Here is a 20868-nt window from a genome sequence, read left to right on the forward strand (position 1 = left end):
ATCTTAAATCATTGCCTTCAAGGCAGTTTGTTGTTGATAACTTGCGGTTGCGAAGATTTACGCTACTGGTCGTCTCACCAGATCAAAAATTGTTTTCGCAAATCCGGCATGGCGTATCGGGTCTGACAATAACTGCATCTTTTGGTTTTGATGTGCGTCGTCACTATCGAGGATTGCATCATCCAAAGCTCTGGAAAAATCACCCAGCATGGCTTGTTCGGCGCTGTTGTTGGCGATCTGTTGCATGACGATGGTATTTTCCATGACCTTGTCGCGAATGGTGAAGGCATAGTTCACCATGTCCTGGTCAGTCAAGTGGTCGGTGATGAACAACTCGTTAAGCCTGTGAATGATCTGTGACAAGAATTCGGTTTTCTTGTCTTTGGCCTTGGCTGTGCCTGCGCCTTCACCTGGCACTAGCTGGTATTCTTCCTGGTCTTCTTTCAGCATCAAATGCTGCTGGCGGATTTTGGATACGCGATAGTGGCTCAGAGAGATAGTCGATAAATCGATATCGTCTTCATCAACGATAGTTTCTCGCAGCATGGGGCGCAGGTTGCGGGCGTACAGGCTGAGTTTTTCCAAATCTTTGTCGTCGTAATCAACAATTTGCGACATGAACTCATAAAAGCGCACGAAAGTGCCCAGGTCTTTTTTGAAAATCTCCAGTGCGTCCCTGGCTTTCTTGCAGTCTTTAAGACTGTTTTCCGCATTGGCAATCAGTACCGCATCATTAAACTTCTTTGTGCGTTCAAACATTTCCTTGGCTTGCTTGTAAGCCTCTACCGCATGCTTATAGCGCTTTTGCCAGCGCTCTACTGCTGGCTTACAGATATTGGCAATGGCGGCATTGCTCTTGCTTTGGACAAAGAAGGCTTTGCAGAATTGTTCTACCTCTGCCCATGTAAAAATGTCTGCAGTACGCAATTTATCAAATAGATCAAAAATCAGGTTGGGGTTGGATACATCTGCCAGTTCTGCCGTCTGAAAGTAAGGCTGGAAGGAGGAAAGGATATCTTCCGGCTCATTAAAGAAATCCAGCACAAAAGTGCCAGTCTCTTTTTTGCCGGGGTAGGTACGGTTCAGGCGCGACAGGGTTTGCACACATTCCACACCACCCAGTTTTTTATCCACATACATGGCGCACAGCTTGGGCTGGTCAAAACCCGTTTGAAACTTGTTGGCGACGATCATGAGCTGATAATCATCCGTATCAAAAGCCTTGCGCATGTCGCGGCCTTTTAAGGCCGGGTTCATATTCGACTCTGTGAATTTTTGATCCAGCAGCGCTTCGACATTCGGGTCTTTGTCGTTAAATTCTACCTCGCCAGAAAATGCCACCATCTCCCTTATCTGTTGATAGGCAGGTTCGCTTTCACTTTTCTTGGCAATATAAGCGTCTAAAGATTTTTTATAGCGCACGGCCTCTTTGCGTGAACTGGTCACTATCATGGCCTTGGCTTGCCCACCCAATAAGCCCATGATATGTGTTTTAAAATGCTCAACGATGATCATGACCTTTTGGCTGATATTGTGATCATGCAGGCGCACCCACTGGTTGAGCCTGACAGTGGCTTTCTTGCTTTCTACCTGTTGATCAGCATCGTTGATACGCATTGCCAGGTTGTAGGCCACCTTGTAATTGGTGTAGTTCTGCAATACATCCAGAATGAAGCCTTCTTCTATCGCCTGGCGCATGCTGTATACGTGGAAAGCAGCAGGCTTATTGGTTTTTGAAGCCTGTTCTTCAGGACGGGGGCGACGTCCAAATAATTCCAGCGTCTTGGTTTTGGGCGTCGCAGTGAACGCCAGATAGCTCAGGTTCTTGGAAGCACGGCGTGAGGCAACCGCAGCGTCGATGATATCGTCAGAAGTGATTTCATCTTCATCGCTGGCACTGCCATCCACCATCAAGACTTCTTTCAACTTGCGGGCTGTCGAGCCCGTTTGTGAAGAATGCGCCTCATCAGCAATGACTACATAATTGCGCTCTTTCAGGCTCACACTGTTTTCTATCGCCTGCAATACAAAAGGGAAGGTCTGTATCGTCACAATAATAATAGGTTGTGAGCTTTCTAAAGCCTTGGCCAACTTTTCTGATTTTGAACCATCACCTTCCTGATTATTGATGCGGCCAACCACGCCGTCGGTATGTTCAAACTGGGCAATCGTGTCTTGCAATTGCGCATCCAGCACAGTACGGTCTGTTACCACAATCACAGAATGAAATTGCTTATTGCCCCGTTCATCATACAAAGACGATAACTGGTGCGCCACCCAGGCAATCGAATTTGATTTGCCAGACCCTGCGCTATGCTGTATCAGGTATTTATGCCCCGGCCCTTCAGTACGTGCTGCGTCCAATAATTTATTCACCACATCCCACTGGTGATAACGCGGGAAGATCAGGCTTTCTTTTTTATACTTGCGGCCTTCCCAGTCTTCTTTTTCTTCTATCTGCAAATGCACATAGCGGCCCAAAATCTTCAGCAGGTTATCAGGCAATAAAACTTCATTCCACAAATAGTCAGTGGCATATTGCGTGACATCTTCAGGCACATCATTACCAGCGCCGCCATCATGTGTGCCCTTGTTAAAGGGCAGGAAGAAGGTATCTTCACCTTCCAGCCGGGTAGTCATATAAACTTCATACTGGCTCACCGCAAAATGCACCAGCGCACCACGCTTGAAAGTCAGCAGTGGTTCAGGCTTTTTGGCGACAGGGTCAATGGGCAGGCGCGTAGTGCGGTACTGGCGCATGGCATTATGCACCGCCTGTTTGAATTCTGACTTCAATTCCAGCGTCGCAACCGGGATGCCATTGACGAACAAGACCAGATCAATGCGCCAGGCTTTTGCTTTTGCACTGCTTGCCTCATCCGTACCCGTAGCGTCGTCATTCCCGCGCAGGCGGGAATCCAGCGGCGTACCATCAACGTCCTTCACCCAGTGGCTGTAAACCAACTCAGGCACCACACGCAAACGGTTCTGCTTATAACGCGCCAAAGTATCCGGGTTCAAGTCATGTTCAGGCGCAAACTGACAAAGCGAAAAGCGCGTGCCACGGTCTTTAAGTTCGTGCCGCAAGACACCCAGGGTGCCAAAGGTACGCATCTCTTTATTCGCGGCATTTGGGTCAGCCTTGTTGAGTTGCTGCGCCAAGCGCTCCAGGAATTTTTGCTCAGGCTGTACCGGATACAAGGCACAAAACTTTTGCCATTGCTCATCTTGCGTGTCTTTGACAAAACCCAGCACATCTTCAGGATACAAAGCCAGCTCACGGTTGTAATGTTCCGCCTTGCCGAGCAGCCAGCCATTGGCAACGAGCTGGCGTATCATGTCGTTTTGGAAGGTCAGTTCGTTGGCTTTGCTCATAAAGAGGTTCTCTGGTGGAGGCTTGGTTTAGTCACACACTGTCAGGCTGCTAAGGCTGTTTCGTTGGGTGCTTGCCAGTCGCGTACATCGATTTTTCCGGTGACGGCTGCGGATATTAGGGCTGTGCGGCGTTCTTGCATTAGTTGAATTGCGTTCTCCGCATTCTGAATCAACTTCGCAAATATAGTAGTTCGAATATCCAAAAAATCCGCAATCTCTTTTTGCTCAGCCAAAGGCGGCAAGGTCACTGGCAATTTTTTAAGGAGGTCTTGACTCAATGACGCTCTTGTTACGAGATTCATCTCTTTGACAAAGAAAGCTCTTAACAAAATACTTCTAAAGTAGTATTTGGAATAATTTGGATCTACGGTGTGTTCAATTGGTCGAAAGCGAATCAAGAACCCCGCAAATGATGCGTTTTCAATTGTTGAAAGACAAGTTGAAGAAAATCCAATTTCGTCAATCGTTTCCGATGTACGTGTGAACATTACATCGCCCAATTCGACTGAATATGTCTTCCTATCCTGCGGATTTGACTCCACTAGCCCAGTAACCTCTTTCGGCAAAATTCCATTTCGATACACATCACCATAACTGACGAATGGATAACCAGAGCCGAAAGACTCCGCTCCGATATTTATCCCGTTTTGACATTCACCTAGATATCGTAGTTTCTCAACCGTCCAATGTTCCGGCACTTCGCCTAACCATTCCACACCGGAGTCGCGCATGGGGGAGTTGGGGTTGAGGCCTTTGGTGACGGCATGACTAATCACCGCCTGCCGTTTTTCTTTCAGCAGCTTGATCAACTCTTGCTGCTTCGCGATCAGGGTATCGATCTTGGCGGTTTCGTGGTCGAGGAAATCAACGATGTTTTTTTGAGCGTCTAAGGTAGGAAGCGAAAATTCAAAATTCAAAAACTGTGGTAACCGTAATGAATCTACGGTCGATTTTGCATTTCCTTCCAACGCAACTTTATAAAAATTATTTGACAGATAGTAAAAAACAAACCGTCCAAATACGTTTGTAAAGTTGTTCAGCATATATACACGCTGGTGGTAGTCGAATTTCCCATTGAAATAATGAAACACCTTACCAACCCCCACACCATCTCCAGCCGTTAGGACAGCTTCACAATCTGCACCAATAGAGTTGATTCTCTCAACGGTTTGTGATCGTACAAAAAAAGGGTAAATTCCATCATCTATTGCATTAACGGTGTCTTTGCTGCCAGTTTTAACCTTGCAGATATACTTGAGTTTTTTAACAAACCAATCCTTTGGCACATCACCTAGCCACTCAACCCTAGAATCCTTATATTCAGGATAAGCCTTATACCGCGTCATACCCCATCCTCCTGCGCCAGATTCAACAGATAAAATTCATGCAGTTTCGCTTGCAGCAGTTTTTTATCGGGCAATTGCGTTTGGTATTCGGCGATCATGGCGGGAGAAAGGCTGCGGCTCAGTGCATATTCGACCACTTCATCATCTTTGCTGGCGCACAGCAGCACCCCGATGGCGGGGTTTTCGTGTGGCTTTTTGTGGTCGCGATCCAGAGCTTCCAGGTAGAAATTGAGTTGCCCTAGGTGCGATGGGCTAAAACGATCTATTTTCAGTTCAATCGCGACCAAAGCGTTCAGGCCGCGATGAAAGAACAGCAAATCAATAGCGAAATCTTGTTTCCCCACTTGCACCGGATATTCGCTACCAACGAAACAAAAATCTCGCCCCAGTTCGATCAAGAATTGCTTGAGCTTGGAGATTAAACCTTGTTGTAAATTGGCTTCGCTATGGCCCTGCGGCAAATTCAGAAAATCGACGACATAGCTGTCTTTGAAGACGTTTAAAGCTTCTGGGTGCGTTTCTCTCAACGTTGTTGAGAGTTTTACTGGATTCAAGACCATGCGTTCAAACAATGCCGTGTTGAATTGACGCTCTAGTTCACGGCTAGACCATTTTTCTTGAACCGCCATGTTGAGATAGAAAACTCGCTCTTCAGCATGCTTACTACGGCTCATAATGATGAGATTGTGCGTCCACGGTAATTGTCTCAGCAGTGCTGCGACAATTTGATCACTTTGATAAGTCTCATAAAACTGGCGCATGCGAAACAGATTGGCGCGGGTAAAACCCTTTAGGTTAGGCTGCGTGGTCGCTAAATGTTTCGCCAGCGCATCGACCACACCATCACCCCATTCTGCGGCCTTGATTTTATTGCTGATGTAGGCACCCACTTGCCAATACAGTTCTATCAAGGTGGTGTTGACGGCTTGATAGGCATGCTGGCGTGCGGCGGTGATCAGGTGTACGACTTCAGCAAAATCGGGCTGCGCGACATTGCTCATGTTTGATTTGCTCATGAATGCACCTCTTGCAGCAGCTTCATGATTTCTGCACTGACTGCATCCAGATCCGCATCTATCTCAGCCAGGTCACGCGGTGGCTGGTATTGGTAGAAGTGGCGGTTGAACGGGATTTCATAGCCGACGATGCCGATTTGTTGGTCTTTATCATCTTTTTTGCTGGCGTCTATCCAGGCGTCTGGCACGTGCGTCTGCACTTCTTTTTTGAAGTAGGCTTCGTTGATCTCGTTGACTGTTTTGGATGGATCGAGGGCGACGTTTTCAAAATCACGCAGGTCGCCATCGGCTTTGTATTCTATGGTTTTGCCATCCACGTTAAAGAGGCCATAGATAGGGTCGGCTTTGGTTTTGTGTATTTTTTTGATGACGGGCAGGGCGGCAGGGTTTTTCCAGCTTACTGCGGCTTCGATGACTTTTTTGTCTTTGGCGTCCAGGCTGATGTTGGCCAGCTTGGTTGCTTTGGCAACGGCATCATCGTATTCGTTCATGTCATCAAACTGTGACTTGCCTATCTGCGCTTGCAGGGCCTGGGCTTTGAGCATACTGGCTTTAGTATTTATCCAGGTATCGCGGTTGAGCAGGTCTTTGATTTGCTTTTCTTTGAGGTCAGCACAATGTATTTTGATATAACGGCGTATGGTGTCTTCATGATGGCCAAGCTCACCATAGTGCGGGCAATCAGGTGCATCGCTCCAGATAGCGCCTGGCAGAGTGGCGAACTCTGCGTATGCCCATTGCATGATGCTGTTCAATGCGCCTGATTCAAAGCGCAGCGTGGCAATGCGCTCGTCAGAGAACTGGTAAGACTGTCTTAATGGGCGCTCTATCGTAATGCGGCGGTAGCCAAATTCATGGGCCTTGAAAATCTTGGCGGCAAAGGTTTTTGCTGCCTCAGTTTTTGGGTTTGCCGATTGCCTGCCGCGATTACTTTTTTGTTCTGTGGGTTTATCCAGTTCGCGCGCATCAATAGCTTCAAAATCACCGAAGCAACGGATGATGGTGGCGATGTCGTCGGCACTCATTTCATTACGCTTGCTGCCCAATGACTTGCGCATTTTGCTGTAGAGGTTGCTGCCGTTGATCAGTTGTACCAGACCCTTTTTCTCGTTTGGCTTTTTGTTGGAGAGTATCCAGACATACGTGGCGATGCCGGTGTTGTAGAACATATCGGTCGGTAGGGCGACGATGGCTTCCAGTAAATCTGCTTCCAGTATATAACGGCGTATTTCAGACTCGCCAGAACCTGCACCGCCTGTGAACAAGGGCGAGCCATTCAAGATAATACCTATGCGCCCGCCGCCATCCTTAGCATCGCGTAATTTGCTAATGAGGTGCAAAAGGAACAGCAAAGAACCATCTGATACACGGGGCAGGCCCGCGCCAAAGCGACCATCGTAGCCTTTTTCATTGTGCTCTTTGATGATGTCTTCTTCTATCTTTTTCCAATCGACGCCAAAAGGGGGATTGGACAGCATGTAGTTAAAGCGTTCGCCATACAGTTGATCGTTGGATAGGGTATTACCGAGCTTGATGTTTTTGACTTCTTGCCCTTTGATTAGCATGTCTGCTTTGCAGATGGCATAGCTTTCAGGATTCAACTCCTGACCATACGCGCGTATGACGGCGTTGGGATTTAGTTCATGAACATATTCCATCCCTGCCGACAAGAAGCCGCCAGTTCCTGCTGTAGGGTCATAGATGGTGCGGATGATGCCTGGAGTGGTCAGTGCTTCATTGTCTTCTATAAACACTAGTGAGGTAGTCAGGCGCACGATATCACGTGGGGTGAAGTGTTCACCAGCAGTATCGTTTGAACTCTCAGCAAAGCGGCGTATCAGCTCTTCAAATACCAGGCCCATATCATGGTTGGACACGGCGCTGATGCTCAGATCAATGGTGCGTACTTTTTGCACGACCTTATAGAGCAAATTGGCGTCGTTGAGCTGACCTATGAATTCAGCAAAATTGAAGTATTCAAAGATCTCACGCGCATCTTTGGAAAAACTCTGGATGTAACTTTCCAGGTTGGCCTTGATGTCGCTTTCGCCCAATCTGGACAAATCCATTTTGGATGTGTTGAAGAAACTTAAGCCACCAGTCGCACGCAAGAGCAATTTTTCCTGCGCCTCTTCGGGCAAATTCATGCTTGCTATTTTTTGCTGTTCTGCCAGTACGGCTTCTTTGCTTGCTTCCAGCACGCACTCCAAACGACGCAACAAGCAAAACGGCAAGATGACGCGGCCATACTGGCTTTGTCTAAAATCACCACGGAGCAGGTCGGCAATCGCCCAGGATTCGGTCGCGAGGTTATTCGATGTTTGAGTCATGGATGATACTTGGTTCTTTAAAATCGTTGAGCTGAAGCAGCTAAATCTCTGCTTGCGAATGTGCATCGCATACAAACGAGATGTTTTCGCTTGTATGCGTTTATTTGATTTGTATCTTACCCGACTGGCAACTGGCTGCCTATGGGAATGCACTTGGCGTAGCTCAAAAAAAAGCTATGAAAGAGGGGGAAGTAGAGAATGGAATTTGTTCGCCAAAAACTAAAAAAGCCCTTGAATAATCAAGAGCTTAATCAGTGTTTGGTGCCGAGAGCCGGAATCGAACCGGCACGCCTTGCGGCGCGGGATTTTGAGTCCCGTGCGTCTACCTATTCCGCCATCTCGGCAACGCAGAACGAAATTATGACAGAGCTGTCAAAATTTTGCAAGCGGGCTGCTGCTTTTGCCGGGTTTGCTGGTTTTCTTATTTTTGTTATTCATCATGGGTTTCTGCCTGGCTGGTCGAAATTCACGTTCCTGCGCCACATGGCGGGGGTGGGGAAGCGTTTTTGGACTATGCGCAGGTAATACCACAGGCTGAAGGCGACGATGGCGAGGCTGGTGCTGTTGGCCATCCAGAAGCCTGCTGCGCCGTGCAGGAAGGCGGGGCTGATGTTATAGGGGTCCAGGCCCAGCATGACACCGCCGCCGAGGCCGCAGCCCCATAGCGCGAAGGCGTAAAGAATCGTGGGGACGATGGCGATTTTATACGCGCGCAGGATGAAGGCGGTGGTGACTTGTATTGCGTCAAAAATCTGATATACCGAAATAAAGGTGAACAGTGGGAAGGCTGCTGCGATGATGATGGGGTTGGATGTGTAGGCGTGCAGTATCAGGTCGCGGGCGAACCAGATGGTGATACCGATGGGCACAGCCAGCATTGCCGCGAGGATGATGCCTGCATTGCCGGTGACGCGGGCGGCCTGCATTTGTTTGGCACCTATGGCTTGTGCAACCAGGGTGCCAGTGGCGCTGGCAATCGACAGCGGCAGCATATACAGGATGGTGCCAAAGTTGGCGGTGAGCTGGTGGCCAGATACGGCGACTTCACCGAGGCGGGCGATGAACAGGGCCATGAAGGCAAAGGCGGTGACTTCGATGAGATAGCTCAGGCCCATGGGTATGCCGAGATGCAGCAGGCTGCGCAGGGCTTTCCAGTTGGGTTTGACGAAGCCAGTGCCAAATAGTGCAAACAATTCATAATATTTGACGTGCTTGAGCATGAGCCAGCCAGTGATGAGCATGAGCCAGGCATTGACGGCAGTGGCAGCCGCGCAGCCTGGGCCGCCCATGGCGGGTATGCCAAGGCCACCAAAAATGAACAGGGTATTGAGCGGGATTTTTATCGCCAGTGCGGCGAGCTGTATGGCCATGACCATCTTGGGACGGCCAACCGCGTTATTGAGTGCGCCGTAAATCCTGAAACCCAGTGTGGCGGGCAGGGCGATGGCCAGTATTTGCAGATATTGTGCAGCCTTGTCATTCAAGGTTGGTGAGGCTTGTGCGATGGAGAGCAGGCTATTCGGGAACAGTAGGATCAAACAGCCTATGCAGGCGAGAAAGCCGCCCAGCCACACGCCTTGCTTGATTTCTTCGCCTATCTTTTTGAATTTGCGGGCACCGAATAATTGGCCAACGACAGGGGATATGGCTTGCAAGATGCCGTTGAGGCCGACGAAGATGCTGACGTAAATCGAGATGCCGATGGAGAGTGCGGCCAGGTCAGTCGCCGAGAAGCGCGAGGTCATGGCTGTGTCTATCACCCCATTACCCACCACGGCCATCTGGCCCACCATCATGGGCCATGACAGTGAGGCGATGCGCTTGATGTTGCCGCTCAGCGTGCTGGGGTGCTCGGTTTTCATTGCTGCTTGCGCTGGTACAGGGTAAACAATTCGTCATTGTCAGAACTGCGGTGACCAGACCAGATGATTGTCCATTGATCCAGATTATATTCTGCTGGTAATGGGTTTTCATTTTGCGATTTTTTGCTGTTTTGCACTAGCAAGAGGCGGCATTCATTGTCAGAGAAACCGGCAAAATGCAGTTTGCCAAAGTACGCAAATGAGGCGCGTTGTGATGGGCCGACATGGGCTTGTATGCAGCCCATATTGGCAGGTACTTTTTGCGCGAGTTCTTGCGCCAGCGGTGCATAGCTGATCTTTTGGTCAAACCATGGCAGCCACAGGCTTTGGAAAAGTAGCCAGCAAAGTATTACGCCACCGCTCGACAGGACAACAGCACGCCAGAGCACGGCTGGTTGTCGTGAGATGCGCCAATATACAAGACGGAACCAGGCAATTGTCGCCGCCAGTGCAATGATAAAAACAAAAATGTTGAAGCTGGAATGATAGCCTGGCACCACATGCACGACTTTTTTTGCCATGTTTTGTGGCCAGCCGGTCTGGTCTGCCAGCCAGTACATCCAGATGGAGCCGGCAGCCGTGGTAAAGACAATCACTGAGAACCAGTCCACAGCGTTGATGGCGCTGCGCTTCATGGTCGGCAAGCCAAAGGCGGCGAGTATGGCCAGCGGTGGTAAGATGGGTAAAAGTATCGCTTCTTCAGACTGGTGATTGAGCATGCCGAGCACGCCAAAGCAAATCAAGAAGCTGACTGGTAATGAGATATGCAGGGCTTTCTCTTGCTTGCGCCATGCATAGATGGCCCAGGCAGCAAAGGGCCAGGCGGGCCAGCTAAACCAGATGCCGTAGCGGAAAAGATAGCTGATGCTCTCAAATTTGGGGAAATTGAACTGGCGATAATTCCACAGCATCCATGCCTGATAAGGTGAGCTGTCATAAGGATTGACCAGAGTGATGGCACAAATCCAGATGCCTGCTACCACAATGGCAACCGGCAGAGCGATGTAGAGCAGATACTTTAACGGCTTGGCTTGCTGACGATAAGCGCAGACTGCCAGCAGGCTGATCCATAAGCCGGTGGGCAATACCCAGCCACGTGTCAGAACCAGCAAGCCGAGTATGCCACCGATTTTTGCTGCGGTGAGTTTGGCTGGATCATCCAGCAGGCGTATGCACAAATACAGGGTGCAAGCGATCAGGGATATTTGCAGCGCTTCTGCACTGGTTTCGTGGCTGCGTAACAGCAGGCCCAGGCAGCCGAGATAAATCAGCAGGGCACCGTCTGCCAGGGTGCGGCCAAAGTCGCGCGCTTCTGGCTGGCCGCCAAAGGCCAGTTTCAATGGTTGGGCTTCTTGCCTGCGGCCTAGCAGGTAAGTGGCATACCAGACTGAGAGCGAGCCGAGCAGGAAAGAAAAACCAGTGCTCATCCGGGCGGCCATAGGTTCGCCTACCAGCCAGCCAAATAATTTAATGCAGATGGCACCGAGCCAGAAAGCCAGCGGGCCTTCTTCTGGCATGGGCAGGCCGACGATGTGTGGCCACAGCCAGTCAGCGAGGTTGCCTTGTGCCATGGTCCACATGATGCCAAAACCGGCAGCGTCGTCGCCTTTCCACGGGTCGCGGCCTATCAGGCCGGGCAGGATATACAGGAGACAGAGGGCGATGATTCCCCAGCGCGGTAGCGCAACTGTTGCGGCAGCAGGAAGTCGTACTGGCTTCATATCTGGGTGTTGGAGGGAAAGGATGCTTATTGTAGGGTAAAGCTGTAGTAAAAAAGGCAGCCTGAGCTGCCTTTTTTACTAAAAATTCTTGGGAACCACAGACGGTCTTGCGTACTCCGCAATTTTGTATTAGCAGGGCTGGCCCTGCCAAGGCATGAAACCGTGCTGTGTTTCCCTGGCCAATTAGTTGGCGACAGAAGTCTTGGAACCGACTTTGCCGAACTTTTGACGGAATTTTTCAACGCGACCGGCTGTATCCACGATTTTGTGTTTGCCAGTGTAGAAAGGATGAGATTCTGCAGAAACCTCGATCTTTACCAGTGGGTATTCTTTACCTTCAAACTCACCTTTGTCTTTGGTGTTGATCGTTGAACGTGTGATGAATTTGAAATCGCAAGAAACGTCGTGGAACAGAACTTCGCGATAATTTGGGTGAATGCCATCTCTCATGCTTGCCTCGAAAATAGTGTAGGTAGCCAATAAGCACTTCGTCGGTCGTCTTGCTTCTTGACCCGATTGCATTATCACTTGCCAAAGGTTAAATAATTGCCTGGATTTTGGACGCCCAAAATGCCAAGCCGATGATTATACAATGAAAATTGGGGTTTTTGCGATGGTATGTTGTCAGAGATGGTGGCTTATTACAGATTAATTTGAGGTGGATAAGATGAGCTTGAGTGAGGTGATGTTGTTTATTGAGTATGTTTTCGTCCATTTTGTTGCGACTTATTCTAGTTTGCTACGAACGCCGCTGGTGCGCCAGCCCGGTAGGTTTCTGCCTGCGCAGGACCGACGAATTTGAGGGCGTTTTGTTCGCGTAAACTCTTGGCCTCCTCGATTTTCCTTTGTCTTTCTCTGTGACGAATCTGTGTCTCTGTGTCTCTTTGTCTCTGTGTCTCTGTGGTGAGAGGTTTTGAATTTCACACACAAACTCCAGGCCCAAAATCACGTCCAACTTGCTAAAATCCCCATTTTTGACCCAAATCCTGAAGGAGAAACATGACGACGAGCTATCTGGGTATGAGTTCGATGTTGCATACCATTGAAGTCGCCGGGATACTGGCTTTTGCCAGTTCGGGATTTATTGAGGCGCGGCGCAAGCGTATGGATTTGGTGGGAGTGTTTACCGTGGCGTTTATTACGGCCTTTGGTGGTGGCACGCTACGTGATCTGCTGCTGGACCGTCGGCCCTTGTTCTGGGTAGAAAATCAGGAATACCCTATCCTGATCTTTGTCATGTCGATTATCGCCATCCCGTTTCTCAAGCATTTGCGTAATGCCGTGACTGAGAATGCCATTGTGCTGGCTGATGCACTGGGCCTGGGTTTGTTCAGTGTGACCGGGGCGTCGCTGGCGCAAGAGGCGCAGATGCCGATGTTTGTCTGCGTCATGATGGGGGTCATCACCGGCATTTTTGGCGGTGTCTTGCGCGATATTATCTGTAATGAGATACCGCTGGTGTTCCGCCGCAGCCATTTATATGCGACTTGTGCGTTTGCCGGTTGCTGGGCTTACCTGATACTGAACTGGCTGGAGCTCAATGAAGGTGTGGCCCTGGGTTTTGGCGTGGGCATATGCTTCGTACTGCGCATGATGGCTGTACGTTTTGACTGGAAGTTGCCGGTTTAGCCGCTATTTCCCTTGTTTCGCTTAGTCCGGGTTATTGACGACCAGTTGCAGGCCGCATTCTTTGTCTGCTGGTCTGGCTTTTTTCAGGGGAGGGCGGGCGACCATGCCTGCCAGGAACATGTCTATCATGTCTTCGGCATGCAGCATCAGGCAATAGGCGGAAGAATCTTCCAGCCATTCATGGACTATGCCTATGACATAGGCGTGGATGGCTTGCATGGCGATCCAGGTGTCGGTGTCAGGATGCAGTTGCCCCTGATCGACCGCCTGCTGGATCATGGCCTGCACTTTGGACAGGCATTCAACCCGTTTTTCACTTTCGGCGCTGAAGAAGATCAGTTCGCTATTCTTTTCGCAGCGATGAAAAATGATGTCAAACACGTTTTGCTGGCGCGCATTGCCGGTGACGAGATTGAGGAAGTGGACATTTAATTGCTTGATACCCGCCAGCGGGTCTTTGTTCGGTGTGGAAACAATCTCGTTGAGCAGGGCTTCCATAGGCAGGAAGGCGCGGTCACACATGGCTTGAAAGAGGGCGCTTTTATCCTTGAAGTGCCAGTAAATAGCGCCACGCGTCATGCCTGCTGCAGTGGCAACATCATTGAGTGTGGTACTGGTGACACCTTTTTCGGCGAAGACTTTTTCAGCTGCGTCTAGCAGAGTATTATAAGTTTCTTGCGCTTCTTCTTTCGTTTTCCTGACCATTTCTGTTTCCTTTGCGTACGCTGCTAATTTTTATCGCTACGTACAATTTTTTTGCTGTCTCTTCGTCATGTATGTAATCACTTGAGTGAAGGTTCAAAAGCTGTCTGCTTTTATTTCACTCTGATGATCAGGTATATATATATATATATATATATATATATATACCTTTTGTGTATTTGCCAGACCTGCATTGTTACTGATTGATACTGAAGCATATTTTCAAACCCTGAGCTGTTTTAGATCAATGCTTCAGATCAAATTAATTGCTGCAAAGCAGAAATTTTTTTCCTGCTTTATACTTGTTTTCTTGCTTAAACATTTAGTCAATGCCCGCTCGTACCATTGCGCACTATTAGCTTGTCATGAGGCTTTAATCTGTCGGAGCTATAAGTCATTAATACCGGATGCCGTATTGATGAATTTTGCGCTTTTATGGCATGACGCAATTTTGTTATTTTGAAAACGACTCACGATGAGTCAAGCTAAATAAGAAACAAGGCCTTAGAAAAAATGCTGCATCCTGCGGCAGTTTTCATAGGACAGAATAAATTCAGTATTGCCAAAATCCCTGTAATACCGTAGGGCTGTAGAAAAACTTTATTTACAAACATTCGTGAATGTATATAATAGCACACCGCCTTTCCATTTAGAAGAAAGAATCTCCCATGCGCTCCCCTGCAAAACCAATAACAAATGTATTTAAGCTATCTTCGATTACCAGCCATATGACGCAGGCTTTGCCTGCTTTGCGCATCGCTGCTGTGAGCCTGCCTTTGCTGGTACTGGCTGCCTGTGGCGATAAAGGTGCTGCAAACGCCGGCGGTCCAGGCAAGATGCCTCCGCCAGAAGTGAATGTCGTTACCGTACAGCCACGCAACCTGGGTATGGATTTTGAATATGCTGCGCAAACCGCAGGTTCACGCGAAACAGAAGTGCGTGCCCGCGTAGCCGGTATTTTGGAAAACCGTCTGTATGAAGAGGGCTCCCGCGTCAAGGCCGGCACGGTCTTGTTCCAGATCGATCAGGGTGCATACCGCACGCAACTGGCGTCTGCAGAAGCATCCGCTGGCGTAGCAGAAGCCAAGCTGAACCAGTCCAAACGCGAATTTGCCCGTCTGGCACCACTGGCAGCAGAAAAAGCCATCAGCCAGAAAGAATTTGATGATGCCAAGTCTGCGCTGGAAACAGCAGAGGCCAGCTACAAGCAAGTACAGGCACAGGTGAATGAAGCCAAACTCAATCTGGGTTATACCCGTGTTGTGGCCCCTATTGATGGTGTGACTGGCGTTGCTGCCAAATCCAACGGTAGCCTGGTGACTTCGGCCGACAGCCTGTTGACTACTATCGTGCAGACTGACCCTGTATATGTCAACTTCAGCGTACCAGAAGCGGATTACCTGAAATTGAGCAAGGACGTAGGCGCGGGCAAGATTGCCTTGCCTGGCAAGAAAACCAATAACGGTAGTATGGCGTTTGATGTGCAATTGAAACTGGCTGATGGCAGCATGGCCCCAGTGACAGGCAAGATGAATTTTGTCAGCGAAAAAGTGAACCCGGCTACTGGTGGTTTTGATGCACGTGCCCAGGTCCCTAATGCTGACGGTACATTGCGCCCTGGCCAGTTTGTACGCGTGATACTCAGCGGTGCTACCCGTAGCGCAGCTATCGCGATACCACAACGTGCGGTGATTGACAGCCCTATGGGCAAAATCGTGTTCACGGTTTCGCCGGATAACAAGCTGGTACCAAAGCCGGTTGAACTGGATGGCTGGTCACACGGTGAATGGATAGTGACCAAGGGTTTGCAAGGTGGCGACCGCGTATTGGTGGATGGTTTCATCAAGGCACATGACCCAGGCATGACGGTAACGCCAGTGGCAATCACGGCCAAGGCAGCTAATACACCGGCGGCTCCAGCGGGCGCACCAGGTGCTCCTGCGGCAGAAGGTAAGCCAGCTGCTTCCAGTGCATCTGCAGCAGCGTCTGCACCAGCGGCACCGGCAGCAAGCGCTGAGGCAAAACACTAAGCCCTATATTAAGCCAAAGTATCAAGCTGAAAATCCGCTGCATAACAAAGCTAAGGCTACAAGGAATAATTCATGTTCTCAAAATTTTTCATTAACCGGCCGATCTTCGCGACAGTTTTATCGCTGATCATCGTGCTGGCCGGTCTGGCCGCCTTGCGCGTCCTGCCGATTTCGCGCTACCCGGAGATTTCTCCGCCGGTAGTGAATGTGACTGCGGTCTATCCAGGCGCGTCTGCCGAGGTGGTTGAACGTACCGTCGCCGGTCCTATCGAAGAACAGATCAACGGCGTGGAACACATGCTGTATATGGATTCGGTTTCTTCTGCTGACGGGCGTGTATCGATCAACGTCACATTTGAAGTCGGTACCGATCTGGATATCGCTGCAGTTAACGTCAACAACCGCGTGCGTCAGGCTGATGCCAAGCTGCCGCAAGAGGTAAGACGCCAAGGTGTGACAGTGTCCAAGAGCTCGTCCAACTTCCTGGTCGTAGCTGCCTTGTTCTCACCTGATAACCGTTACGATGCGCTGTATCTGTCCAACTATGCAACGCAAAATGTGCTGGATGCATTGAAGCGTGTGCCTGGTACCACCAATATCCAGATTTTCGGTGCCAAGGATTATGCGATGCGTATCTGGATGCGTCCTGATCGCATGGCACAACTGGGTGTGACGGTTGCCGATATCTCGAACGCGATTACTGAGCAAAATGCCCAGTATGCAGCAGGTAAAGTAGGTGCCCCACCAAACAATACCGAAGAACTGACGATGACAGTGACGGCCAAAGGTCGTTTGCTGGAACCGTCTGAGTTTGCCAATATCATCGTCAAGTCGGCCAAGGGTGGTTCTGCCATCCGTATCAGTGATGTCGCACGTGTTGAACTGGGTTCCAAGGATTACAATCTGTACGGTCGCGTCAATGGTCACCCATCTGCCAACATCGGTGTGTTCTTGCAGACCGGTGCAAATGCGCTGGAAACGCGTAAAGCAGTAGAACAAACCCTGAAAGACCTGAAAGCCAAGTTCCCTGAAGGCATGGAATACGCCACGCCTTATGACACTACACCTTTCGTGACGGAATCCATCGCTGAAGTGTTGAAAACCCTGGCAGAAGCCATGGTGCTGGTGTTTATCGTGGTATATCTGTTCCTGCAAAGCTGGCGCGCCACCATTATCCCTACACTGGCGGTGCCGGTATCGTTGATTGGTACGATGGCTGGTCTGCATTTGCTGGGCTATAGCATCAATACGTTGACGCTGTTCGGTATGGTGCTGGCGATCGGTATTGTGGTGGACGATGCGATTGTGGTGCTGGAAAACGTTGAGCGTCTGATCAACGAAGAAGGCATGACACCAAAAGATGCGGCGATTGAGGCCATGCATGAAGTGACTGGCCCGGTTATCGCGATTGTGCTGGTGCTGGTAGCGGCTTTCGGCCCTATCGCCTTCCTTGGTGGTCTGGCGGGTGAATTGTATCGCCAGTTCTCGGTCACGATTTCTATCGCTGTGGTGTTGTCCGGTATCGTTGCCCTGACTTTGACACCAGCTTTGTGCGCGCTTTTGCTCAAGCCAGGCTCAGAAAATCATAACCGTTTCTTTACCTGGTTTAATGCAGCTTTCCTGCGTCTGACCAAGCGTTACACCAATGGCGTGACCTTCTTCATGAAGCGTGCCGTACTGGGCATCGCACTGGTGCTGGGCATGGTTGCCTTGACTGGCGTGTTGTGGAAAAACGTGCCTGGTGGTTTGGTTCCAGATGAAGATCAGGGTTATTTCATTGGTGCGGCCATCATGCCGGACGGTGCTTCGCTGGATCGTACTGATGCGATGGTGCGTCAGGTTGAATCCATCATGAAAACCAACAAGAACATCGACACTACCTTTGCGCTGGTTGGTCTGGATTTCCTGGGTGGTGGCGGTTTGAAATCTTCTGCTGCAACCATGTTCTTCCCGTTGAAGCCTTGGGAAGAACGTAACCAGTCGGCACAGCAGATGGTTGGCGAAAGCTATATGAAGACCGGCCGTATCAAGGAAGGTTTGCCTCTGTTCTTTGCCCCGCCTGCGATTCAGGGGCTGGGTCAGACGGGTGGCTTTGAGTTCTATATGCAAAATGCCGGTGAAGGTGGCGTCAAGCGTCTGGCGCAACTGTTGCCATTGCTGATTGCTGAAGCCAATAAGCAGCCTGAACTGGCGGGCGTTAAAACTTTGTGGCAAGCCAATTCACCACAGTTGTATGTCGATGTGGACAATGAAAAAGCACGCTCCATGGGGGTGGCCTTGTCTGACGTGTATAACACCCTGGCTGCGACCATGGGTAGTTACTACGTCAACGACTTCAACAAGAATGGCCGTATCTACACCGTGCAGTTGCAGGCAGAAGGCCAGTACCGCGCCAAGCCAGATGACATAGGCAGCATGTATGTGCGTTCTGCCACTGGCCAGATGATACCCGTACGTGCTTTCACGACCATCAAGTTCATTACCGGTCCTGATTCTGTGCAGCGCTTCAATGCCTTGCCATCAATCAAATTGCTCGGCGATGCCAAACCAGGCTTCAGTTCTGGTCAGGCGATTGCTGCGATGGAAAGAGCGGCGAAAAATGTCTTGCCTGCTGATGTCGTGTACGACTGGGGCGGCGCATCCTTCCAGGAAAAACGCAGCAGCAATGCCGCTGGCCTGGCACTGGGTGCTGGTGTACTGATGATTTTCCTGATCCTGGCTGCACAGTATGAAAAATGGTCTTTGCCATTCTCGGTCTTGCTGGCGATGCCGTTCGGTATCTTCGGTGCCTTGCTGGCGGTCTATCTGCGTCACTTTAACAATGACGTCTATTTCCAGATTGGTCTGGTGACGCTGTTGGGCTTGTCGGCGAAGAATGCGATTCTGATTGTGGAATTCGCGGTCATGAAAGTGAATGAAGGTTATGCACCGGTGGCTGCGGCGCTGGAAGCGGCACGCTTGCGCTTCCGCCCGATTCTGATGACTTCGCTGGCGTTTATTTTGGGTGTGGTACCACTGGCTTTCTCGCATGGCGCTGGTGCTGCTGCGCGTCAATCCCTGGGTACTGGTGTATTGGGCGGTATGTTGGCAGCGACTTTCCTGGCGATCTTCTTCGTGCCTTTGTTCTTCAAGCTGATCAATGACAGACGCTTGAAAACCACTGAGCAGGATTTTGAGCACCCTGTCCATATTTTGCACAATGCGCCTCAAGCAGATGTGAAGGAATAATAATGTCTGGAACAAAATTCATATTAACGGTACTGGTTGCCAGCATGATGCTGGCAGGCTGTGCCTCGGTAGGGCCTGACTATCAGCGCCCGGCGCTGGAAACTCCAGCCAGCCCTGGTGTGGTGGTCACGCAAAACAAACTGGCAGCAGTCGATTATGCCGCCTGGTGGAAAAGCTTTCAGGACCCGGTTCTCGATAGTTTGCTGGATGAAGCCAGCAAAAATAACCAGGATCTGGTTCTTGCCGCAGCACGTATAGAAGAAGCTCGTGCCGTTGCGGTCGGTACCAATTCGAACCGCTATCCGAGTGTTGATGGCAACCTTGGTGCAACCCGTACCCGTACCAGTGAAAATGCTGGCAAGCTGGGTACTGGTGTCAGCCCGTACAGCAAAGACTTCCAACTGAGCTTGACAGCTTCGTATGAAGTTGATTTCTGGGGCAAGCTGGCGCGTGCCGATGAAGCCGCCCGTGCGCGTTTGCTGGCGCAGGAAGCCAATCGTGGTCTGGTGCAAAGCAGCCTGTATGCAAATGTCGCGCAGACTTATTTCAGCCTGCGCGCAGCCGATGCACAACTGGCCCTGGCGGATTCGACTCTGAAAACCCGCCAGGAAAATCTGCGTTTGCAGCAACGCCGTTTCAAGGCAGGTGCAACCAGCGAACTTGATTTGCATGTAGCTGAATCTGAAGCAGCCGCATCGGACATCAGTTATGCTCAAGCCAAACAGGCCTTGTCAAACATAGAATCGACGCTGGCAGTCTTGCTGGGTCGTTCTGCCAGCGCGATCGCTCAACCTGTGATTGCACGTGGCAATGAGATAGACAGTCTGCATCAGCAATTGATCATGCCGGCAGACTTGCCGTCTGATTTGCTGAACCGCCGTCCGGATATCCTGTCGGCAGAGCAGGCGCTGGTTGCCGCCAATGCAGATATCGGCCAGGCCAAGGCGCAATATTTCCCTAGCGTTAAATTGACGACGACGGCTGGTTATGAGTCCCGCGTATTCCAGGACTTGATCAATCCGGCATCGTTACTGTGGAGCCTGGGTAGCAGCCTGGCGCAACCTATTTTCCGAGCCGGTGCAATTGGTGCGGTAGTGCAAGGGGCCGAAGCCCGCAAGAACCAGGCACTGGCGCAATATGTGCAGGCAGTGCAGGGCGCTTTCCGTGATGTGCATGATGCGCTCAACAACACGGCGGCCAATGAGCAAGTCAATGTGGCTTCCGAACGCAGGGTCACTGCCTTGAAGGATTCATTACGCCTTGCAGATTTGCGCTACAAGAATGGCTATAGCAGCTATCTGGAAGTCTTGAATGCACAGCGTGATCTGTTCCAGGCGCAGGCAAGCTTGATCGACAGCAAGCGTGCGCAATTGTCTGCCGTGGTCAGCATCTACAAAGCGGTGGGTGGTGGCTGGAGCAAGCCTGAGGTTTTGGCCAGCAAGTAAGGCATGAAGAAATAAAGTAAAAGAAGTAAATTAAAAAAGCAGCGGGCCAGTCACAAGACTGGCCCGCTGCTTTTTTGGGTTTGCGATTCTTCAAGGCGTTACATTTTGCTACTTACGCTTGTTACTCTCTCTTACAGCTTGGCTGTCATCGGCACTTTCTGATGAGTCGTTATAGGCATGTGAC

General features: G+C 50.3%; 12 protein-coding genes and 1 tRNA gene. 4 read left to right on the forward strand and 9 right to left on the reverse strand.

Features of this window, described 5'->3' with window-relative positions:
- Window positions 1–57: 57 nt before the first annotated feature.
- The 8 genes from ACO0LN_RS27755 to ACO0LN_RS27790 form a co-directional block, all read right to left on the reverse strand.
- Window positions 58–3375 carry a type I restriction endonuclease subunit R gene (locus ACO0LN_RS27755; protein ID WP_422979560.1) on the reverse strand — a complete coding sequence of 1106 codons (3318 nt, stop codon included), beginning with the start codon at window positions 3373–3375 and terminating at the stop codon, window positions 58–60.
- Window positions 3376–3416: 41 nt separating this feature from the next.
- Window positions 3417–4721, reverse strand: coding sequence for a restriction endonuclease subunit S (locus tag ACO0LN_RS27760; protein WP_422979562.1), 1305 nt, complete (start codon window positions 4719–4721; stop codon window positions 3417–3419).
- Window positions 4718–5737 (reverse strand): PDDEXK nuclease domain-containing protein, encoded by a 1020-nt coding sequence (locus tag ACO0LN_RS27765; RefSeq protein ID WP_422979564.1) that lies wholly within the window; start codon window positions 5735–5737, stop codon window positions 4718–4720. Before ACO0LN_RS27765 ends, ACO0LN_RS27760 begins: the two co-directional genes overlap by 4 nt.
- On the reverse strand, window positions 5734–8067 hold the full coding sequence (locus tag ACO0LN_RS27770; protein WP_422979566.1) for a type I restriction-modification system subunit M: 2334 nt from the start codon (window positions 8065–8067) through the stop codon (window positions 5734–5736). The genes ACO0LN_RS27765 and ACO0LN_RS27770 overlap by 4 nt, the downstream gene beginning before the upstream one ends.
- A 259-nt stretch (window positions 8068–8326) precedes the next feature.
- Window positions 8327–8411: transfer RNA gene (locus ACO0LN_RS27775), tRNA-Leu, on the reverse strand.
- Window positions 8412–8504: 93 nt separating this feature from the next.
- Window positions 8505–9929 (reverse strand): MATE family efflux transporter, encoded by a 1425-nt coding sequence (locus tag ACO0LN_RS27780; protein WP_422979568.1) that lies wholly within the window; start codon window positions 9927–9929, stop codon window positions 8505–8507.
- The gene (locus tag ACO0LN_RS27785; RefSeq protein WP_422979570.1) at window positions 9926–11650 is read right to left on the reverse strand and encodes an ArnT family glycosyltransferase; all 1725 of its coding nucleotides are present in this window, start codon (window positions 11648–11650) and stop codon (window positions 9926–9928) included. The genes ACO0LN_RS27780 and ACO0LN_RS27785 overlap by 4 nt, the downstream gene beginning before the upstream one ends.
- Window positions 11651–11833: 183 nt before the next feature.
- On the reverse strand, window positions 11834–12100 hold the full coding sequence (locus tag ACO0LN_RS27790; protein ID WP_186955279.1) for a type B 50S ribosomal protein L31: 267 nt from the start codon (window positions 12098–12100) through the stop codon (window positions 11834–11836).
- A 549-nt stretch (window positions 12101–12649) separates the two neighbouring features.
- On the opposite strand from ACO0LN_RS27790, the gene ACO0LN_RS27795 reads away from it, so the two are divergent.
- Window positions 12650–13279: a trimeric intracellular cation channel family protein gene (locus ACO0LN_RS27795; protein WP_422979572.1), complete on the forward strand. Its 630-nt coding sequence runs from the start codon at window positions 12650–12652 to the stop codon at window positions 13277–13279.
- 21 nt (window positions 13280–13300) lie between these two features.
- Here the strand turns inward: ACO0LN_RS27795 and ACO0LN_RS27800 are convergent, their stop codons facing one another.
- Window positions 13301–13984 (reverse strand): TetR family transcriptional regulator, encoded by a 684-nt coding sequence (locus tag ACO0LN_RS27800; protein WP_422979574.1) that lies wholly within the window; start codon window positions 13982–13984, stop codon window positions 13301–13303.
- Window positions 13985–14649: 665 nt separating this feature from the next.
- On the opposite strand from ACO0LN_RS27800, the gene ACO0LN_RS27805 reads away from it, so the two are divergent.
- The 3 genes from ACO0LN_RS27805 (at window position 14650) to ACO0LN_RS27815 (ending at window position 20684) form a co-directional block, all read left to right on the forward strand.
- Window positions 14650–16011, forward strand: coding sequence for an efflux RND transporter periplasmic adaptor subunit (locus tag ACO0LN_RS27805; RefSeq protein ID WP_422979576.1), 1362 nt, complete (start codon window positions 14650–14652; stop codon window positions 16009–16011).
- A 72-nt stretch (window positions 16012–16083) separates the two neighbouring features.
- On the forward strand, window positions 16084–19239 hold the full coding sequence (locus ACO0LN_RS27810; RefSeq protein WP_422979578.1) for an efflux RND transporter permease subunit: 3156 nt from the start codon (window positions 16084–16086) through the stop codon (window positions 19237–19239).
- A 2-nt stretch (window positions 19240–19241) separates the two neighbouring features.
- Window positions 19242–20684, forward strand: a complete 1443-nt coding sequence (locus tag ACO0LN_RS27815; RefSeq protein WP_422979580.1) for an efflux transporter outer membrane subunit — start codon at window positions 19242–19244, stop codon at window positions 20682–20684.
- Window positions 20685–20868: the final 184 nt, after the last annotated feature.

The sequence above is a fragment of the Undibacterium sp. TC9W genome (assembly GCF_049339865.1).
Lineage (GTDB): Bacteria > Pseudomonadota > Gammaproteobacteria > Burkholderiales > Burkholderiaceae_D > Undibacterium.